This window comes from Lacrimispora sp. (assembly GCF_047605665.1).
GTDB lineage: Bacteria > Bacillota > Clostridia > Lachnospirales > Lachnospiraceae > Lacrimispora.
The window spans coordinates 24089-42254 of record NZ_JASGFH010000015.1 but is presented as its reverse complement, the minus strand read 5'-3'; the positions used below and the strand labels follow the sequence as shown (position 1 = coordinate 42254).

General features: G+C 45.9%; 17 protein-coding genes and 1 tRNA gene. 14 read left to right on the top strand and 4 right to left on the bottom strand.

Translation table 11 applies throughout. The annotated features are described in order from the left end of the window. Entirely contained in the window at window positions 1-312 is a 312-nt protein-coding gene (locus tag QM657_RS13125; RefSeq protein ID WP_415067141.1) for an ATPase, read from the bottom strand. Between the two features lie 151 nt (window positions 313-463). Continuing rightward, complete coding sequence (locus QM657_RS13120) at window positions 464-1579, bottom strand: SH3 domain-containing protein (protein ID WP_415067139.1); 1116 nt, start codon at window positions 1577-1579, stop codon at window positions 464-466. Between the two features lie 213 nt (window positions 1580-1792). On the opposite strand from QM657_RS13120, the gene trmB reads away from it, so the two are divergent. The 4 genes from trmB to QM657_RS13100 all read left to right on the top strand — a co-directional run bounded on the left by trmB (window position 1793) and on the right by QM657_RS13100 (window position 4170). After that, window positions 1793-2431, top strand: coding sequence for a tRNA (guanosine(46)-N7)-methyltransferase TrmB (gene trmB, locus QM657_RS13115; protein WP_415067138.1), 639 nt, complete (start codon window positions 1793-1795; stop codon window positions 2429-2431). An 89-nt stretch (window positions 2432-2520) separates the two neighbouring features. Further along, complete coding sequence (locus tag QM657_RS13110; protein ID WP_415067136.1) at window positions 2521-2673, top strand: hypothetical protein; 153 nt, start codon at window positions 2521-2523, stop codon at window positions 2671-2673. Window positions 2674-2779: 106 nt separating this feature from the next. Further along, window positions 2780-2852: transfer RNA gene (locus QM657_RS13105), tRNA-Lys, on the top strand. A gap of 340 nt (window positions 2853-3192) precedes the next feature. Then, window positions 3193-4170 (top strand): helix-turn-helix domain-containing protein, encoded by a 978-nt coding sequence (locus QM657_RS13100; protein ID WP_415067135.1) that lies wholly within the window; start codon window positions 3193-3195, stop codon window positions 4168-4170. Window positions 4171-4251: 81 nt separating this feature from the next. Here QM657_RS13100 and QM657_RS13095 read toward each other — a convergent pair whose 3' ends face one another. Continuing rightward, entirely contained in the window at window positions 4252-4872 is a 621-nt protein-coding gene (locus QM657_RS13095; RefSeq protein WP_415067133.1) for a recombinase family protein, read from the bottom strand. A 327-nt stretch (window positions 4873-5199) separates the two neighbouring features. On the opposite strand from QM657_RS13095, the gene QM657_RS13090 reads away from it, so the two are divergent. The 7 genes from QM657_RS13090 (at window position 5200) to QM657_RS13060 (ending at window position 13386) form a co-directional block, all read left to right on the top strand. Next, window positions 5200-7419, top strand: a complete 2220-nt coding sequence (locus QM657_RS13090) for a methyl-accepting chemotaxis protein (protein WP_415067132.1) — start codon at window positions 5200-5202, stop codon at window positions 7417-7419. 34 nt (window positions 7420-7453) lie between these two features. Then, window positions 7454-8875 (top strand): HD domain-containing phosphohydrolase, encoded by a 1422-nt coding sequence (locus tag QM657_RS13085; protein ID WP_415067131.1) that lies wholly within the window; start codon window positions 7454-7456, stop codon window positions 8873-8875. Window positions 8876-9030: 155 nt separating this feature from the next. Continuing rightward, a complete protein-coding gene (locus tag QM657_RS13080; RefSeq protein WP_415067129.1) occupies window positions 9031-9456 on the top strand; it encodes an acyl-CoA thioesterase in 426 nt (141 codons plus the stop codon). A gap of 259 nt (window positions 9457-9715) precedes the next feature. After that, a complete protein-coding gene (locus QM657_RS13075) occupies window positions 9716-11035 on the top strand; it encodes a mandelate racemase/muconate lactonizing enzyme family protein (protein ID WP_415067128.1) in 1320 nt (439 codons plus the stop codon). Between the two features lie 13 nt (window positions 11036-11048). Then, window positions 11049-11705: an RraA family protein gene (locus QM657_RS13070; RefSeq protein ID WP_415067127.1), complete on the top strand. Its 657-nt coding sequence runs from the start codon at window positions 11049-11051 to the stop codon at window positions 11703-11705. 9 nt (window positions 11706-11714) lie between these two features. Next, window positions 11715-12452, top strand: a complete 738-nt coding sequence (locus QM657_RS13065; protein ID WP_415067125.1) for an SDR family NAD(P)-dependent oxidoreductase — start codon at window positions 11715-11717, stop codon at window positions 12450-12452. 10 nt (window positions 12453-12462) lie between these two features. Beyond that, on the top strand, window positions 12463-13386 hold the full coding sequence (locus tag QM657_RS13060) for an SMP-30/gluconolactonase/LRE family protein (protein ID WP_415067124.1): 924 nt from the start codon (window positions 12463-12465) through the stop codon (window positions 13384-13386). On the opposite strand, the gene QM657_RS13055 is transcribed toward QM657_RS13060, so the two are convergent. Next, window positions 13325-14179 carry an AraC family transcriptional regulator gene (locus QM657_RS13055; protein ID WP_415067123.1) on the bottom strand — a complete coding sequence of 285 codons (855 nt, stop codon included), beginning with the start codon at window positions 14177-14179 and terminating at the stop codon, window positions 13325-13327. The genes QM657_RS13060 and QM657_RS13055 overlap by 62 nt on opposite strands. Window positions 14180-14489: 310 nt before the next feature. Between QM657_RS13055 and QM657_RS13050 the strand changes: the two genes are divergently transcribed. The 3 genes from QM657_RS13050 (at window position 14490) to QM657_RS13040 (ending at window position 18128) form a co-directional block, all read left to right on the top strand. Continuing rightward, entirely contained in the window at window positions 14490-15485 is a 996-nt protein-coding gene (locus QM657_RS13050) for an ABC transporter permease (protein WP_415067121.1), read from the top strand. Window positions 15486-15496: 11 nt separating this feature from the next. Next, window positions 15497-17023 carry a sugar ABC transporter ATP-binding protein gene (locus QM657_RS13045; protein WP_415067120.1) on the top strand — a complete coding sequence of 509 codons (1527 nt, stop codon included), beginning with the start codon at window positions 15497-15499 and terminating at the stop codon, window positions 17021-17023. A 64-nt stretch (window positions 17024-17087) separates the two neighbouring features. Continuing rightward, a complete protein-coding gene (locus QM657_RS13040; protein WP_415067119.1) occupies window positions 17088-18128 on the top strand; it encodes a substrate-binding domain-containing protein in 1041 nt (346 codons plus the stop codon). Window positions 18129-18166 lie beyond the last annotated feature (38 nt).

Below are 18166 nucleotides of genomic sequence, written 5' to 3'. Positions count from 1 at the left end.
TCACTCCTTTGTTATAGTATGAAACAAATCCTCTACATATTGGGTATGGTGCTCTTCGTATCGCTTCTCCATGGTTTCCAGAAGCTTTTGGGAATCGCTTCGCTGCTTTTTTAAACGTTCATTCATGGAAACTTCCATGCCGGCTCTCAGTTCCTCCAGCTCTTTTTCCGTTTCTTTTTCAAGCTGAGCGTCAAATGCGGCAGTCCGTTCCTCCATTTCTTTAAAAAATGTTTTTTTTCTCTGGGCCGCTGCTTCCATAATATCGGTTGCAGCCGATTCGATCTCGGATATTTTTTCAATTACAGCATCCATATCTTGCCCTCCCTTCCTGATGGTTAAATATATCATTGACTCATAACTCTCATAATACTACTATTTTTTAAAAATGCTACAAAAAAATAAAAAAAAGCAGGGGCCATCGGAGTATCCTCCGGCGCCTCTGCTTTTTTGTTTACAGGGTATGTCAGGGGGTGCTTCTTGAAGAACTTTCAGAAACCGGAGAAGTCTCTCCCGTTTCCTCTGATTCTGCTTCTGATACAGTTAAAAATTCAGTGGCAACGTATGCCTGTTTGCCTTCAAACATGATGACGGTCCACTTGTCATCGTAGGTTTCCACATAATCAACGACAGTGCCGCTTGCCAGACTACCCAGCCTGGTGCTTTCCGTAGACGGTTCTGAGCGCACATTCAGCTTGCTTGAGGTGGTATAAATCTTAGGCGCCTCTGTAGACGGGGCGGCAGTCTCCGGCGGTGTCTCCGTAGGAAGCATGGATTCTGTTGAAATCTCTGTGGGAGTCTGGGAGGCTGTGGTTTCTTTTTTATCGCCTTTTCCGGGTACAAGCTTTACAAAGATCATGACAACCACTAAAAGAGCCAGGAAAATAAGCGCGGGCTTTAATAAGTCATAGGGATCAAAGCCACGGTTTCTGGAACGCCTTCTGCTTCTGCTCTGGGAGGAAATCCTCTGGCCGTTACGGGAAACGGACCTCTGGGAAGGTCTTTGGGAAGACCTGGATGCTGGCTGTCTTGACCCGGAGGGTCTGGTTCCGGACGGGCGTTCTCCCGTTCTCTGTGAGGCAGGTCTTGCTGCTGCATTCCTTGGAGCTGCGGCTTTTGGAGCCTCACTTCCCGGAGCTCTTCGGGAGGGGGCATTGCGGGAGGTGATGGGCACAGTGCTGACAGCACCTGGCTGATGGCTCATGGGAGGAGCGCTCTGTCTGCCAAGTCCCATGAGTCCGCCAAGGGCCTTGACTTCCTGAGCCAGAAGCTGGCACGCTTCACTGGCATCATAGGGACTGTCGTCGCCTTCATGGACAGCCTTGTTTCCCAGCATGCGGATTCGATGGTAGTGATCCCTGGTGTCCTGGGAAATAAAACGTCCTTCAAATAACTGGTCAATGCTGTCGGCCAAGTCGCCTTCCACGATCAGGGCTCTTTCGCCTAAAAAGTTCACGATGTATTCCAGGGTCTGCCGGGCTTTGATCATGGACATGTTATGCTGTTTCTGGCTCATGAGTGTTTCTGTCTCCCTTAAGCCCTGCTGGACTCTGGCCCAGAAACTGTTATCTGCGGTTCCCATATATATTTCCTCCTTTGCAAAAACGGTTATATGCCATATATACAGACATTATACTAGATTATTCCGAATTGCGCACCTGTTATTTTGTCGAAATTTGATTTGAAAGAAAAACGTAAAAAATAGCCGTCTTGCCATGAATCCGCCTTGTATGATACAATCAATTGAAAATGCCAAGGCAGTTTAAAAAGACGAGACGAAAAGAGGAATTACAATATGAGGTTACGTCACATACCAGGCTCAGAGGAAGAAATCGCAGGCAGCCCATATGTGGTCCAGAACCCTTCTGAAAAAAAGGGGGACTGGAAGGAAGTATTTGGAAATGAAAATCCCATAGAAATAGAGGTGGGCATGGGAAAAGGCCGTTTTATCATGGAACTGGCTTTTCTTCACCCGGAAATCAATTATGTAGGAATTGAACGGTATCCCAGCGTGCTTTTGAGAGGGCTTCAAAAACGGGCCGGGCTGGAGCTTGACAATATCTATTTTATGTGTGTGGATGCCATAAACCTGGGCGATATTTTTGAGAAGGGGGAGGTACAGAAGGTATACTTAAACTTTTCCGATCCCTGGCCCAAGGACCGCCACGCAAAGCGCAGGCTGACTTCTGAGGAATTTATGGCGGTTTATGACACCATTTTGACGCCTGAGGGAGTTGTGGAATTTAAGACCGATAATAAGGGGCTGTTTGAATACTCCCTGGAATCCATTCCCCGCGCAGGCTGGAAGATCAGGGAGCACACCTTTGACTTACATCGGAGCGAAATGGGAGAGGGCAACGTGATGACAGAATACGAGGAGAAATTTTCCTCTAAGGGAAATCCCATTTATAAACTGGTGGCAGGCAGAGCCTGATTATATGAAAAAACCGGCGTCAGGGCTTTAAACCTGGACGCCGGTTTTGCATATAATAGGGCAAAAGGAACCGATATGGAGCCGCGGTTATGGGAATGAAAAATAAGATCACCGGAAAACTTTTCCAGGCAACCAGCGATAAGGCGGATTTAAACCGGCAGTTGCTCATTTTGAACAAATCTTTTGTAGAAGTGAACAAAACCCTGGGCGGAAGTTCAAAGAAAAATAAGAATAATAAATAAATTTAAAATTCTTGTGAAATTTTTGTAAAAAAGGTGTTGACTTTTGACGGATACAGATATATAATTACACACGTGCTTGAGACACGGCACAACAAAAGACAAGCAAGCGCCTTTAGCTCAGTTGGTAGAGCAGTAGACTCTTAATCTATTTGTCCAGGGTTCGAGTCCCTGAAGGCGCATCAAAAGTTCCGGTTTTGTAGACAGAGAGCTACGGGGTTGGGGCTTTTATTTTGCGTAAATTCAGGAAGGTTTGTGAGTTTTTATTTCATATGAACGAGACGAATGAGGGAGTGGATGCCGGAGAGGTATCCGCTTTATTTTTTTGCAAGGCAATTCCAGTATTTGCTGTATAATCCTGCTGTCCAGGGCATAGTAACCCTTAGTTGCAACCGTCAGTTGCGCAATTTATAAGTGATGTTGATAGCATGCAACCTCAATAACTGCTATAATCTGCTTAAGATATCTTACTGAAAGTGTTTCAAACATGATTCAATTGTTCTATAAAAGAAGGAGGCAAAAATGATCTTAGCAGATAAAATACTGGAATTAAGAAAAAGCAACGGCTGGTCCCAGGAGGAACTGGCAGAAAAGCTGAATGTGTCCAGGCAATCCGTATCCAAATGGGAAAGTGCAGCCGCAATTCCAGATATGAACCGCATACTGGAATTGTCAAAGGTATTTGGCGTAACCACAGACTACCTATTAAAAGATGAAATAGAATCCCTCGCTTATTCCGAAACAGACGAAAGCGATGATTATGTGAAGGTATCCCTTCAGACCGCAAACGAATTTATAAAGGATAAAGCAATTCATGGCAAATGGACCTCACGCGGTGTGGTGCTTTGCATTCTTTCACCGGCACTTTTGCTTTTGCTGGCAGGCCTGGCAGACAACGACATGGGCATTGGTGAGGGCCTTGCCATCGGACTTGGGGTGGCTGCAATTCTTATTATGGTTTCAACTGCTGTAGGTATTTTCATAATCAGCAGTTCAAAGATGGAGCGATACAAATACCTGGATGATAATGAATTTGAGCTGGAATATGGACTCAATGGGATATTGAATGAGCGAAAAGAGAAGTTCAGACTGAAATATGTACAAAACACAGCCATCGGTGTAATCTTGTGTATTCTTGCCGCGCTGCCGCTGGTTGTGGGAGGTGCCATAGAGGCGCCGGAAATTATTCTTATAGAATTTATCGTACTCCTATTAGTTCTGGTTTCCATAGGAGTTTACCTGTTAATCAATGCCGGTACAGTGAAAAATTCCTATGATCTCCTTCTCGGCGAAGGAGAATATACACCAGAGGAGAGAGAAAATGCCAGAAAAATTGATAGAATTGCAGGCATTTACTGGCCGGTAGCGACAGCGATTTACCTGGGCTGGAGCTTCGTTACAAATGACTGGCACATCACCTGGATTGTGTGGCCCATTGCAGGCGCACTGTTTGGCGGCGTTGCGGCAGCCATAGGGCAATCGGTAAAGAGCAGGAAGTAGTATAAAACAAAAGCAGCAGTCAGTCAAAAAGCGCCCCCTGGAGACGGTCGTCTTCAAGGGGGCGCTTTTTTGTTCTCTTTCTTATTCTAAATCCTTATCCGAAGTTGATTTCATATGTTTTTTTATCATGGTACGAAACTGGCTGACAGTGATGCCCAATTCCTGGCTTGCAGTTTCCAGGGTATAGAGGTGCTGAGTCCATTTTTCATAGACAGGGTAAAATTCTTCCGGAATGGGTGAGGGAAACCGTCCCAAATGCTTTCCCTGGGCCTTGGCAATGGCGATTCCCTCCGCCTGCCTCTGCCGGATGTTTTCCCTCTCGGATTGGGCAACGTAGGAGAGAAGCTGTAGGACGATATCAGAAATCAGGGTGCCCACTAAGTCCTTGTTGGTTCTGGTGTCCAGAATCGGCATATCTAAAATCACGATATCAGCCTTTCTGTTTTTGACAATTTCACGCCATTCTTCCTGAATATCATCGTAGTTCCTGCCCAGACGGTCAATGCTCTTTACAACGAGAACATCGCCTTCTTTCAGCTTGCGTTTCAGTTTCTGATACTGGGGCCTGTTAAAATCTTTTCCTGACAGCTTGTCATAAAATAAATTCTTTTCAATGATTCCCCAGTGTAACAATTCCTTTTTCTGCCGTTCAATGTTTTGATCAAGTGAAGATACACGCATGTATCCGTAAAAATTTTTCATAAAAAAAACCTCCCTACCTCCTCATTATGGCAGGGAATGATAGAATTTATTATAAAAGTCTATTTGTTATAAAGGTACACCTTTTTGGCAAATAGTTCCCGCATATTGTAACCAGTATAGTGTATAACAAAATTTGACAAATTACAACAAAATTTAGATTTGTTCTTGTATTTGTTTGAGAAATTATGCTAATTCAAATTTTTAAAACAAAAGGCATTGGGGCTGCTATATAAGTGTACCTTTTTGATAAAAATATGTCCCTCTATTACCTATTTTATAACCAATGTCAAGTCAATAAAAATATCAAATGAAAAGGGGAACAATAGTGTGAAACTGAAAAAAATGAAATTAGCTGCCAAAACATCTCTGGCAATCGCGGTCGTTCTGACCATTCTACTGACCGTACTCATCCTCACATCGGTCTTGTCTGCCAGCAAGGAGATGAGGAGGACCATTGATGACGAGTTTTCAGGCATGGCCGATGAAAACGGCGTCATTGTGCAGGGGATCATGGATAATGCCACCTCTGTGGCGAAAAATTTTCAGGATTACTTGAAAATTGCCTACAGCGAATACGATGGTATGCTCGCCACACAGGCGACAGACGAGGAAGGCAACAAAATTCCTTTTCCCATGGAGAAGAGCATGGCCTACCATGTAGATATTGAAGAAATCAATAAAGATGCGGAAAACTATATTCTGCGCAATGCGTGGTCAGCCATAAACAGCAATCCCGATATCGCCGGAATCGGCACCTTTTTCGAGCCCTATGCCTTTGACGGCAATATCCAGGACTATGCCGTCTATGTGGACCGGAATAATGCGGCTGATCAGACCGTACAGCAATACGGCAAACATTCTGAATACAGCACCATGGACTATTACTCCCAGGCGGCATCCTCCCAGAAAAATCTTTTTACCAACCCATTTTTTGAGCAGAAAATGAATATGAACATGATCACAGCCGCATTTCCCATTGTCCACGACGGAGCAACCCAGGGCGTGGTGATGGTGGACATCAATGTGGATAATTTCTCAAAACTGAGGTCCACCAGTGAGAACTACTCCACCATGTTTGCAGAAGTTGTCACCGATGACGGCACCATCGTATATGACAGCCAGTTACCGGATTTAGTTGGAAAAAATTTAAGTGATCTTTTAAGCGCCCAGCAGGCCGGACAGATCAGTGAGCAGAAAAAGGCGGGGCTTCCCTTCCGGATCGTAACCGACAGTGAAGGTGTGAACCTGGTGGAGTACTATTTCCCGATTCAGGCAGGAGAGGAAACCTGGTGGTCAATTACCGCGGCTGAGGAATCCGACCTCAATGAAGCGGTGGTCCGCCTGAGCATCATGATGGTTGGGCTGGCTGTTTTAATTCTTGTGCTGGTCATTACTGTGGTAACCATCCTGCTGAAGCGGATGCTGGGACCCATCAACGGTGTGGTAACTGCTGCAGAGCAGATTGCCCGCGGTGAACTGGACATCGAGGTCAAGGCCCAGTCAGAGGATGAGATAGGAATTCTGGCCAGGGCATTTGGCGAAATGTCGGAGCGTTTGAAAATCATTATCTCTGATGTGAATTACATGCTGGGAGAGATGGCAGAAGGAAATTTCCGTCTGGCGACCCAGTATGAAGAGAAATATGTGGGAGACTACCGCAACATTCTCCTCGCCATGCGCGGCATTAACCGCAATTTGAGCCGGACCCTTACGGAAATCAATACGGCAGCCAATCAGGTGTCGGCAGGCTCTGAACAGGTATCGAGCAGCGCTCAGGCCCTCAGCCAGGGAGCCGCAGAACAGGCCAGCTCTGTGGAGGAGTTATCGGCAACTCTTTTGGAAATCTCACAGCATATCAGTGAGACTGCAAAAAATGCCACCCTTGCAAGCCGCCTTTCCAATGAATCCGGCGCAGGGGTAAAAGAGAGCAATGAACACATGGATGCCCTTATGTCGTCCATGGAGGAAATGGCAGGCGCCTCCTCAGAAATCGGCAAAATCATCAAAACCATTGACGATATCGCCTTCCAGACCAATATTCTGGCGCTGAATGCAGCGGTGGAGGCAGCCCGCGCAGGAGAAGCCGGAAAGGGCTTTGCCGTGGTGGCTGACGAGGTGCGCAGCCTTGCCGGAAAGTGTGCCGAAGCGGCAAAGAATACCACCGGCCTGATTGAAGGCGCCATTTCCGCTGTTGAAAATGGAACGAAACACGCTTCTGAGACCGCAAATTCTCTGCGCGCCGTGGTAGAAAAAACGGAAGCCGTGGACGAGGCGGTTTGGCATATTGCCAAGGCCTCTGAAGAACAGTCACACGCCATCGCCCAGATTACAACGGGTGTGGAGCAGATATCTGCGGTTGTTCAGACCAATTCTGCGACAGCGGAGGAAAGCGCGGCAGCCAGTGAAGAATTAAGCGGCCAGGCGGAACTCATGAGAGATTTAGTGGGACGGTTCCGGCTGAGAGAGGACGGAGCAATATCCGGCAAAACGGCTGCTGCGAATAAAGAAGTGCTTCCGGCTTTTGACGCAGCATCTGGCAAATATTAGTGAGGGTGCGGGTATGAGTATGCAAAGGGAGAGTATGGCAGGGATACTCGAACTGTTTGACTCCCTGTTCAATCTGGTTTTTGATACGGCCAGCGGGGAAATTGCAGAGGTGAATCCGGCTCTATGCAGCTATCTGGGATATTGCCCTGATGAGATGATCGGCCGTAAGGTCCAGGAATTTAACCTTTTGCCTGTGAACGTACAGCATGGGGAGGTTCGGAAAAAACGGTCATCCGGAGTGCTGTTTTCGGCAGCTCCTTATCTTTTAAAAAGCGGTGAAGTGAGGCTTTTTGATGTCTATTCCTCTGCGCCGCTGGGAGCAAATCCCCGGCTGCTCTGTACGACCCTCTTTGACGTGACAGACAGGGAATGCTACCGGGAAGAGCTTTTTCTTGAAAGGGAATTGCATATCAGTACGGAAGAAAAGTACCGCAGGCGTATTGAATTTTTAAGCTATCACGACGCCCTTACAGGCCTTTATAACCGGCAGTATATGGAAGAAGTGAGCTCCCAGTTAAACCGGCCTCAAAATCTTCCCATTGCAGTCATCATGGGGGATGTCAATGGGCTGAAAATTGCAAACGATGCCTTTGGCCATAAGGCAGGGGATAAGCTGCTAAAGGATGTGGCCGAATTATTTCAGAAAAACTGTAAACCCAATGCTTTTATCGCGCGGTGGGGCGGCGATGAGCTGGTCGCTTTTCTGCCCCAGACGGATTTGTGTGAAGCGGAAGAAATTATGGTGCAGATCAGAAATACGTCTGCTTGCCTCAAGGAGAGAGGGCTTCCATGCAGCCTTTCTCTTGGCTGTTCCATAAAAAGCTCTCTGGCTGACAGCATTGCAGATACCCTGCGGGAAGCTGAGGAATTTATGTACAGGCACAAGCTGTTAAACGGGAAAAGCTACCGCAATGCGATTATCAACACGCTGCTGGTCACCCTCTATGAAAACAGCAATGAAACCAAGACCCATTCTGACAGGATTGAGGGACACTGCCATTTGATCGGACGGGAGCTGGAGATATCGTCAACGGAAATGGCGGAGCTGTCCCTGCTGGCAAAGCTTCACGATATCGGAAAGGTTGGAATTGACTCCAATATACTGAAAAAACCGGGAGCGCTCACTGCAGAGGAATGGACAGAGATGAAGCGCCACCCGGAAATCGGCTACCGCATTGCACAGGCAAATCCCGAACTCGCCATGGTGGCAGACCTCATCCTTTCCCATCATGAGAGGTGGGATGGAAAGGGCTATCCATACGGGTTAAAGGGCAGAGAGATTCCTCTGTTGTGCCGAATTCTGGCTGTGGCGGATTCCTTTGATGCAATGACAAATGACCGTGTCTACCGCAGGGGAATGAGCAAAGAAGATGCATTAAGGGAAATTGAGAAAAATTCGGGAATCCAGTTCGATCCTGAGATTGTGAGTATTTTTTTAAAGCATGTTGTAAAGTGAGGATTTGCCGGGGTGCGGTGTTAGAAAGTGCTGAAAAAGACATATTTTCCGTCAAAGGGAGGTGTGTCTTTTTTTGCATATGAATATGTGCTATGATGAAGGAAAGACTTTTATATGACCCAGGCAGAAATGAATTTAAAAAGGAGAAATACTTTATGAATCTGAAACCGTATTCCCGAAAAGCACAGTACTATGAAACAGACCAGATGGGCATCATCCATCATGCAAATTATATTCACTGGATGGAAGAGGCCAGAGTAGATTTTATGGAGCAAATGGGTTTTGGATATGACCGCGCCGTCAGTTCCGGAATTGACTTTGCGCTGCTTGGCATATCCTGTGAGTACAAGTCCATGGTCCGGTTCAATGATGTGGTAAATATCCAGGTGTCAATCACCTCCCTGACTCCGGCCAAAATGACCGTGGAGTATCAGATGACTGATGCAGAAAGCGGCAAGCTTCGGGCCGTGGGAGAGAGCAGGCATTGCTACTTTGACGCCAACAAAAAGCGCCCGGTTTCTCTGAAAAAGGTATTGCCGGAGCTGTATGATTTGTTTGCTTCTCTTTGCAAAGAGGAGTGACAGCCATTTTCGGCCCTCAAATCTTTTTATTCCAGAAACGTCTCTCAGAATGATAAAAGCAACAGCTTGAAAGAACAAAATATCAATATATAAGAACATTTATCAGAAGCATATAAGAAATAAAATAAAAGGTCTGATATGATATGAGAGAGACAACAGACAATGTCAAGGAGAAATAGTTTAATCCAAGGCTGGAAGCGTTACTGGCAGAAATGGCATGTCAAATAACAGGAATAAAAGGATAGAAAGGGGTACTGAAATGAACCGTGACAAAATATGTCCCTCCCAGTTAAAAATCACTGATATGAGGTTTACTGATATCGTAGGGGCGCCTATGGACTGTACGATTCTCAGACTGGAGACCAATCAGGGGCTTGTGGGATATGGAGAAATCAGAGATTTTTCCAACAAGTTTTATGCTTTAACTTTAAAACGTTTGTTATTAGGAGAGAATCCCTGCAACATTAACCGCATTTTCCGGAAAATCAGGCAGTTTGGAGGACATGCGAGACAGGGCGGCGGAGTGAGCGGAATCGAAGTCGCCTTATGGGACCTTGCAGGCAAGGCATACGGCATTCCTGTATATCAGATGCTGGGTGGAAAGAACCGGGATAAAATAAGGGTATACTGCGATACTGACGTGGATGGAAAGCATACTCCAGAGGACATGGGAAATGCTCTTCTCAGCAGAATGAATGCCGGATTTACCATGCTGAAAATGGACCTGGGAATCGATTTGCTGGTAGATATAGAAGGCGCCATCAATGCACCTTTAGGTTACGTGGACACATTAAGGCAATTCAGCCAGCAGGAGCTGTCTTTTGGAATTACGAATAAGGAATTTGCAGATTTCATGAGCGTACCCCATCCATTTACCTTTGTATCCATTACGAAAAAGGGCCTCGATTATCTGGAGAACTACGTGAAAATTATAAGAGAGATGATCGGATACGAAATCCCTCTGGCAATCGACCACATCGGACACGTTGACTTACAAAGCTGCATCCAGTTAGGGCAAAGGCTTGAAAAATATAATATTGCCTGGATGGAGGACTGTACGCCATGGTTTTATACAGGCCAGTGGCAGCAGTTGTGCCAGAGCGTTCCTGTCAAGATGTGTACGGGAGAAGACATTTATCTGCTGGAAAACTTCATGCCTCTTTTTGAAAAAAAGGCAGTGTCTGTCATTCATCCTGATGTGCTGACCGCAGGAGGAATTGGAGAGACAAAGCGGATTATCGATACAGCAGAACAGTATGGAATTGCAGCCGTGGTACATATGGCAGAAACACCCATTGGAGCGTTGGCAGCAGCACATGTATGTGCGGCATCAGGCGACAATCTGGTGGCGATGGAATACCATTCTCATGATGTCCCTTGGTGGAATGATATTGTAACTGGAACGGACGGGCCTATTGTAAAAGACGGATTTATTACCTTATCAGATAAGCCGGGTCTGGGATTTGATGACGTGGATGAAGCGGTATTGATGGAACACATGAATCCCAAGCGGAAGGGTTTGTTCGAGCCTACGGATGAGTGGAACAATGAGTGGTCACATGACCGAATCTGGGGATAAAGGAGATAATGTTATGGAAGACTTAACAAGTTTATTTCGTGAAATGAAAGAAAAGCTGTATACCCCGGTAGTAGGCGATATCCTGGACGAATTGGGATACACGCATCAATTTCTTCCCCAGAATATCAAGCCTATGAAGGATGATATGAAAATTGCCGGAATCGCTATGACGGTTCTGATGATAGACGTGTTCGGTGTGCAGGAGAAGCCATTTGGAAGACTGTGTGAATGCCTGGACCAGATAGAAGAAAATGAAATTTATATTGCTGCAGGCGGAACCAGAAGATGTGCCTATTGGGGAGAGCTGCTGACAGCGACTGCAAAGTACAGAAAAGGTGCCGGTGCGGTGGTTGACGGCTGGCATAGGGATACTCCTCAGGTATTGGAACAGAATTGGCCGGTTTTCAGCATGGGAAGCTATGCACAGGACAGCAGCGTAAGGACCCAGGTGGTTGATTTTAGGTGCCCCATAGAAATAGGACAGGTGAGGATCGAGTCCGGAGACTATATCTTCGGTGACCAGGATGGCGTCCTGATCATACCTCAAAAGGTGGCTCAGGAGGTAGTGGATAAAGCCCTTGAAAAAGCAGGAAAAGAAAAAGAACTGAGGCGGGCTGTTGAGTCAGGAATGAGAGTGACGGATGCATTTAACATTTATGGGGTTCTATAGGAGGCTGCCATGTTTGAAGTGAAAAATATGAATGTGCTGGTTACAGGAGGAACGAGAGGAATCGGGCTTGCCATTGCAAAAGGTTTTAAAAATGCCGGGGCAAATGTGTGGATTCACGGTTCAAAGGAAGAGTCCACCAGGCAGGTGGCTGATGAAAACGGCTTTCACTGCGTTTATGGAAATTTGACTGAGGTGGAAAATGTACATAAGATGATGGAGCAGATATCCAAGTCCGTAGATGTGCTGGATGTACTGATCAACAATGCAGGATGTGAAATACACGGCACAGTAGACGGAATTGGGGAAAAGGAACTGGAGGATTTATTCCGTGTGAACCTTTTCTCCCCAGCCATGTTCGTAAAGGATTCTGTAGAGCTGCTGAAAAAATCATCTTATCCGAGTATCATAAACATTACGTCTATTCATCAACTGGTAGCTTATAAAAATAACAGCGCATACTGTATGTCAAAAGCCGCATTGGAAATGCACACAAAGGTTTCCGCCCTGGAACTGGCTGAACATGGGATAAGGGTGAACAGCATCGCTCCGGGAGCTATTTTAACGGATATCAATGCAGAGATTATAGCTGCCATGGATTTTGAAGAGTGGATACCCCTTAACCGTGTGGGAAATGTGGAAGAAATTGTTGGTCCGGCCATCTTTTTGGCAAGTAAGGCGGCTTCTTATATCACTGGCTCGACCATTTTTGTGGACGGAGGATATAAGGAGAACCTGCTGAGATATTAGGAGGGATACAGTGGACAGGAAAGTGGAATTATTAATTGAGGCGGATCATCTGCTTGGGGAAAGCCCCATGTGGGATGACAGGAATCAGATCTTATACTGGACAGATATTGAGCGCGGGGAAATACATTTCTATAACGAGACGACAAAAGAGCTGACTCACCATGTTCTGGGAGGGAAGGTCACTTCCATTGCCCTTTGCGAAAGCGGAAATCTGCTCATAACGAAAAAGGATACAATCATACTGTATAACCCTGTAACCGGGCAGGAACAGTGTATCGTCCGTACGGAATTTCCGGATGCAATCCGCTTTAATGACGGGAAATGCGATCCGTCAGGCCGATTCTATGGGGACACCATGGACATGACGGGAAAAGAAGAGGCCGGTTCTTTATTTATACTGGATTCAGACGGTAATTTCCGTGAAGCAGCCACAGGATTTATCATTGGAAACGGATTGGCATGGAATGAAGAAAATACGCTCCTGTACCTTGTGGACAGCCCTAAAAAGGTAGTATACCAGTTTGATTACTGCGCTGAAACAGGAGCGGTCAAGAACAGAAAAGCTGCCATACAAATCCCGGACAATGCGGGTGTGCCTGATGGTATATGCATTGACAGAAAGGGTATGCTTTGGATCGCACATTATTTTGGTGCCAGAATAACCAGATGGAATCCGGTCAGCGGAGAACTTCTGGAGACCATACCGGTCCCTGCCGGAAATGTGACTTCATGCTGTTTTGGAGGGTCTGATATGAAGTCTCTCTATGTCACCACCTCTAATATGAATCTTCCGGATATTCCGGCGGCAGATACTTATGACGGGAGCATTTTCAGGATAAAAACTGATGTCAGGGGCTATGAATCAGTACGGTTTAATGACGGGAAGTTCTTGTGTTCCGAAAAGTTAAAGGCGCCATCTGATATTCAGTCTTGAATGCGGAGTAAAAACGGCTCACACTTTGAAATCCGCATTCAAAGGCGATATCAATTACCTGCATATCCGTGTAAAGCAGAAGGCTGGCGGCATAGTCGAGCCGTTTGTGGTTAAAGTAGGTGGAAGGCGTCTGATGGAGATGCTTTTGGAATGTCCGGTAAATATGCTCCGGTGTCTTCCCGGTACAGGCAGCCAGATATTCCATGCCATTGGTGGCCGGTGACTGGGTGGAGAAGTTCTCCAATGCATTTAAAAGCCATTTTGGAACCTGGGGATTATTCAGTGAGTAATTGCCGGAAGTGATGGCAGGGATAAAATAGCGGCTGATCACTTCCGCCAGCATGACCTTAAGTAAAATGGTCTTATATTCTGATTTCTCTACAGAAACAAAATGCAGATGCTGTATTTTATCCTGTATTGACAGCTTGTCATTTTGGGAAAGGTGGCAGATGGGGACATAGTCCAGCCCTGCCAGCAATTCCTTGTAGGAAGAATCGGGATAAAGGTAGTGGAAGCACTCATCAATACACCGGGGGGTAAAGGCTAAATTAATATGCTGCCCCTCTTTGGTGATCTTCGTGTGGACATCACCTGGCCGGATGAGCAGAAAGTCCCCTGGATGAAGGGTAAAATATACATCATTTAACACGTAATCCATGGAGCCTTCCAACAGAAGGGTGAACTCATAAAAGTCATGAGATTGGGGATAAAGGGAATTATCAACGTGATAAAAGTGGGAGTATAAGGTTTCATCTCCCGGCGGAAAAACGTCAGATATCAGGATCAGGTTCATGCTACACCTCCTGTCATTTACGGGCCTTGAGCCCGTTATATTACATACAATATAAAAGAATTCGCCTGAAATGTAAAGACAGGAAAATGGGGAAGGCCTTCAGCGGGAACAGAGCTGAAGGCCTTCTTGTAATTAAGGGAAAATATGAGAAAACCGTATTAGCAATGTCTTGCGGCTTGTTGGTAAAATATTGCGCTTTTTCTCGTCTTGGTGAAAGAATATTGCTAAAGAGTCCAAGATATTGACAATAACAGCAGCCCATGACCCAGCCCCTCTGATTTATAATAATAAATATCAAAGGAGGTATGTTATGAATGACGAGTCGAACAAAAAGAATATAAAAGCAAAACTGGGACGGTTTATGCAAAAACAGGAAAGCAGTATTGTGATTGCGACAGTGCTCTATGTCCTGTTTGTCACCTGCGTGAACCCCACATTCCTTTCCACGGGAAATATTTTCAATGTCCTCCGGTCTACGGGCTTTACCTTGATCACTGTAATTGGAATGGCCCTGGTCCTGATTACAGGAGGCTTGGATTTATCCGTAGGTTCTGTGCTGGCCTTAGGCGGCGTTATTACGGGAATGTTATGCAAAGCAGGAGTTCCGGTATTGCCTGCCATTGTGGCAGGAGTTCTGGTAGGAGCTCTGATCGGGTCCATCAATGGTATGATTATTGTAAAAGCGGGAATCCCGCCTCTTATTGTAACTCTGGGCATGCAGTATGCGGCCAGAGGCCTGGTATCGGTGCTGACACAGGGCGTACCCATTTACCCCCTTCCTGACGGACTGGTCAATATTGAGAAGACCAGGATATTTAATATTCCCATGGTTGTTATTGTGGCTATTTCCTTAGCTGTCATCGTTCATATTATACTGTCCAGAGCGCCTTTTGGGCGAACCATCTATGCCCTTGGCGGAAATGAGGAAGCAGCCAGGATATCGGGTATTAATACGAAACGGACGAAATTTTCCGTATACGTCATTACATCAACATTGGCAGCTCTTGCCGGAGTATTTATGGCGGCCAGACTGGGTTCCGCAGAGGCGGCAGCAGGAAGCGGATATGAACTGACTGTTATCTGCGGCGCTATTATCGGAGGCATTTCAACATTTGGCGGAATGGGGAGTATAATCGGGGCCTCCATCGGCGCCCTGTTTATGGAAATCCTGACGAATTCATTGACCTTAATGAGAGTGTCCGTATACTGGCAGAATCTGGTTGTAGGGGTGATTTTGGTTCTGGCTGTATTGTTAGATCAGTATAAGAGACAGTTGATCTTAAAGAACTCCATTAAGAAAGATTAGGGGGAATCAGTATGAATGAACCCAAAGCAGTATTATCCGTTGAAAATGTAATTAAAAGATTTCTGGGGACAGTAGCTTTAAAAGATGTGTCTTTAAAGCTGTATGAGGATGAAATTTTGGCTGTTATGGGAGAAAACGGAGCAGGAAAGTCCACCTTGATGAAAATATTGAGCGGTCTGTATCCTATGGGCAGTTATGAGGGAAAGATATTCCTGAATGATAAAGAATGCGATTTCAGGGCTCCGGCTGATTCAGAGCAAGCGGGAATTGCCATGATTTATCAGGAGCTTAACCTGGAGCTGGACTTAAGCGTTACGGAAAACATTCTTCTTGGCAGACTGCCCAAAACAAAGCTGGGGCTGGTGGACTGGGCAGAGGCTAAAAAACAGGCTCTGTCAGCACTGCAAAAGCTACATGCAGAAATTGATATTGATGTTACGGCAAGAAGTTTAAGCCCCTCCATGCAGCAGTTGGTGTGTATTGCCAGGGCGCTGGTACGTGATCCTAAAATTCTGATTCTGGATGAACCAACATCTGTTCTCACAGAGGGAGAGACCCGAAAGCTGATGTCTGTTCTGAGAGAGCTGAAAAAGGACGGATTATCCTGTATTTATATATCACATAAGCTGGATGAGGTCTTTGAACTGTGTGACCGAATGGTGATTTTAAGAGACGGACTGTATATCAGCCAGTACAAAAAGGCAGACGGTTATGACAGCACCAGGATTATAGAGGATATGATCGGAAGGCATTTGGAGGTCATGTATCCAAAGCTGGAAGGACGCCAGATTGGAGGTGAGCTTTTGCGGCTGGAGAATTTTAAGGTTCCTCATCCTTCCGCATATGGAAAGAACATCATTGAGGATGTCAGTTTCAGTCTGCGAAAAGGTGAAATTCTCGGCTTAGCCGGTCTGGTGGGAGCGGGGCGTTCTGAACTCATCAATGCATTGTTCGGAGCCAGTTCCAAGACAAGCGGCAGGGTATTTATTGAGGGAAAAGAAATCAGCATAAGGTCCCCCTGGGATGCAAAGCGGTATGGAGTCGGGCTGCTGACAGAGGACAGGAAAAAGAACGGTTTTGTAGGGACCATGTCCATAAAGCACAATATGACATTGACCGTTTTAAAGGAAATCTCAAATATGCTGCTGATCAGTCCCAAAAAGGAATTTGATAAGGCCCTGGAATATTATGATACACTGAGAGTAAAGGCCCCTGGACTGGATACCCTGATTTCAAACCTCTCCGGAGGCAACCAGCAGAAAGTAATTCTGGCAAAATGGCTGATGACCGATTTAAAGGTGATACTGCTTGACGAACCTACGCGGGGAATTGATGTGGGGACAAAGGCAGAGATATATAAGATCATACAGGATCTGGCGGCAAAAGGAATCGGGATCATCATGGTATCATCTGAAATGCCTGAACTGATTGCAATGTGTGACCGGTTTGTTGTTTTAGGAAAGGGAAAGGTTCAGAAGATTTTGGAGAAAGAGGAGGCTGACGAAGTCACTCTGTTAAAGATTGCCTCCAATACATAGGACCTGGAACTTTTATAAATATAATGATTGATATTGCCCGATAGAGGCAGGAAGAGAGGAAAATATGAAAAGATTAGTATCAGCTATGACAGCACTTATGATGGCAGCATCCTTGACTGCGTGTTCAACTCCAACGGAACAGCCATCGACCACCGCAGCAAAATCAGAGGCAGCCGCAGAGTCATCAAGCGGTTCCGGTGAGACAGCTCAGGAAACTGCAAAAGAAGAACTGCATTTTGTGTACGTATCCCCGTTGCTGGCCCATCCGGTATGGCTCATTGCCAAGCAGGGATTTGAACAGGCCTGTGATGAGTTGGGGGTACAGGGAGACTGGGTAGGACCTCAGAATATTTCTCCGGAAGAAATGTCAAAACTGATTGAGACAGCAGTGGCACAAAAAGCCGATGGAATTATTACACAGGGCCTGGTCCCGGCAGGACCGGTTAAGACAGCCATTGACGGAGGCATTCCAGTTCTGGTCGTGGATTCAGACATTCCCGATGCGGACAGACTGGCATTTTTCGGAAAAGACGTGAATAAGCAGGCAGAGGTATTATATGAAACAGTCGTCCAGTTAAAAGGAAAAGACTTCCCCATTCATGCATCGGTCCAGGTGGCTGCCCTTAATTACCAGTTGTCCCACGATATGATCGATGCCATTAAAGAAGTATTTTCCAAGCATCCAGGCGGATTCGAACTGGTCAATATCTCTGAATCCAAGTCAGATAAAATGAAGTCCACAACAGAGTGGGAAAATACATTCAAAGGCTATCCGGAAGTAAATGTGGCCATTAACCTGGCGGCAGAAGCTGGGCCGGCCTGCGCAAAGGTTGTTCTGGATAAGGGAATCAGGGATCAGGTTCTGGTATTTGGCGTAGATGATACGGATGAGACTCTCGATTTAATAAGAAAAGGCGAATTAGATGGAACAGTGACCACCTCTTTCTATAACTACGGATATCAGGCAGCTTACTGGCTGTATCAGAATATTACAGAAGGCAAGAAACCGGAGCAGGTGATCAATGACGCGGGTACAATTATTGTAACAAATGAAAACATCGATAACTACAGTGATGCCCTGAAAATAAAAGTTGACCTCAAATAATGGGGGATATAAAATAAAAGAAAATACAGGCTTTTATG

Excerpts from the sequence above, each read along its gene's own strand:
- trmB (WP_415067138.1), top strand. The coding sequence starts at position 1,793 with ATGAGGTTACGTCACATACCAGGCTCAGAGGAAGAAATCGCAGGCAGC.
- QM657_RS13095 (WP_415067133.1), bottom strand. The coding sequence starts at position 4,872 with ATGAAAAATTTTTACGGATACATGCGTGTATCTTCACTTGATCAAAAC.
- QM657_RS13050 (WP_415067121.1), top strand. The coding sequence starts at position 14,490 with ATGAATGACGAGTCGAACAAAAAGAATATAAAAGCAAAACTGGGACGG.
- QM657_RS13110 (WP_415067136.1), top strand. The coding sequence starts at position 2,521 with ATGGGAATGAAAAATAAGATCACCGGAAAACTTTTCCAGGCAACCAGC.
- QM657_RS13100 (WP_415067135.1), top strand. The coding sequence starts at position 3,193 with ATGATCTTAGCAGATAAAATACTGGAATTAAGAAAAAGCAACGGCTGG.
- QM657_RS13040 (WP_415067119.1), top strand. The coding sequence starts at position 17,088 with ATGAAAAGATTAGTATCAGCTATGACAGCACTTATGATGGCAGCATCC.
- QM657_RS13085 (WP_415067131.1), top strand. The coding sequence starts at position 7,454 with ATGGCAGGGATACTCGAACTGTTTGACTCCCTGTTCAATCTGGTTTTT.
- QM657_RS13055 (WP_415067123.1), bottom strand. The coding sequence starts at position 14,179 with ATGAACCTGATCCTGATATCTGACGTTTTTCCGCCGGGAGATGAAACC.
- QM657_RS13125 (WP_415067141.1), bottom strand. The coding sequence starts at position 312 with ATGGATGCTGTAATTGAAAAAATATCCGAGATCGAATCGGCTGCAACC.
- QM657_RS13120 (WP_415067139.1), bottom strand. The coding sequence starts at position 1,579 with ATGGGAACCGCAGATAACAGTTTCTGGGCCAGAGTCCAGCAGGGCTTA.
- QM657_RS13045 (WP_415067120.1), top strand. The coding sequence starts at position 15,497 with ATGAATGAACCCAAAGCAGTATTATCCGTTGAAAATGTAATTAAAAGA.
- QM657_RS13080 (WP_415067129.1), top strand. The coding sequence starts at position 9,031 with ATGAATCTGAAACCGTATTCCCGAAAAGCACAGTACTATGAAACAGAC.
- QM657_RS13070 (WP_415067127.1), top strand. The coding sequence starts at position 11,049 with ATGGAAGACTTAACAAGTTTATTTCGTGAAATGAAAGAAAAGCTGTAT.
- QM657_RS13065 (WP_415067125.1), top strand. The coding sequence starts at position 11,715 with ATGTTTGAAGTGAAAAATATGAATGTGCTGGTTACAGGAGGAACGAGA.
- QM657_RS13075 (WP_415067128.1), top strand. The coding sequence starts at position 9,716 with ATGAACCGTGACAAAATATGTCCCTCCCAGTTAAAAATCACTGATATG.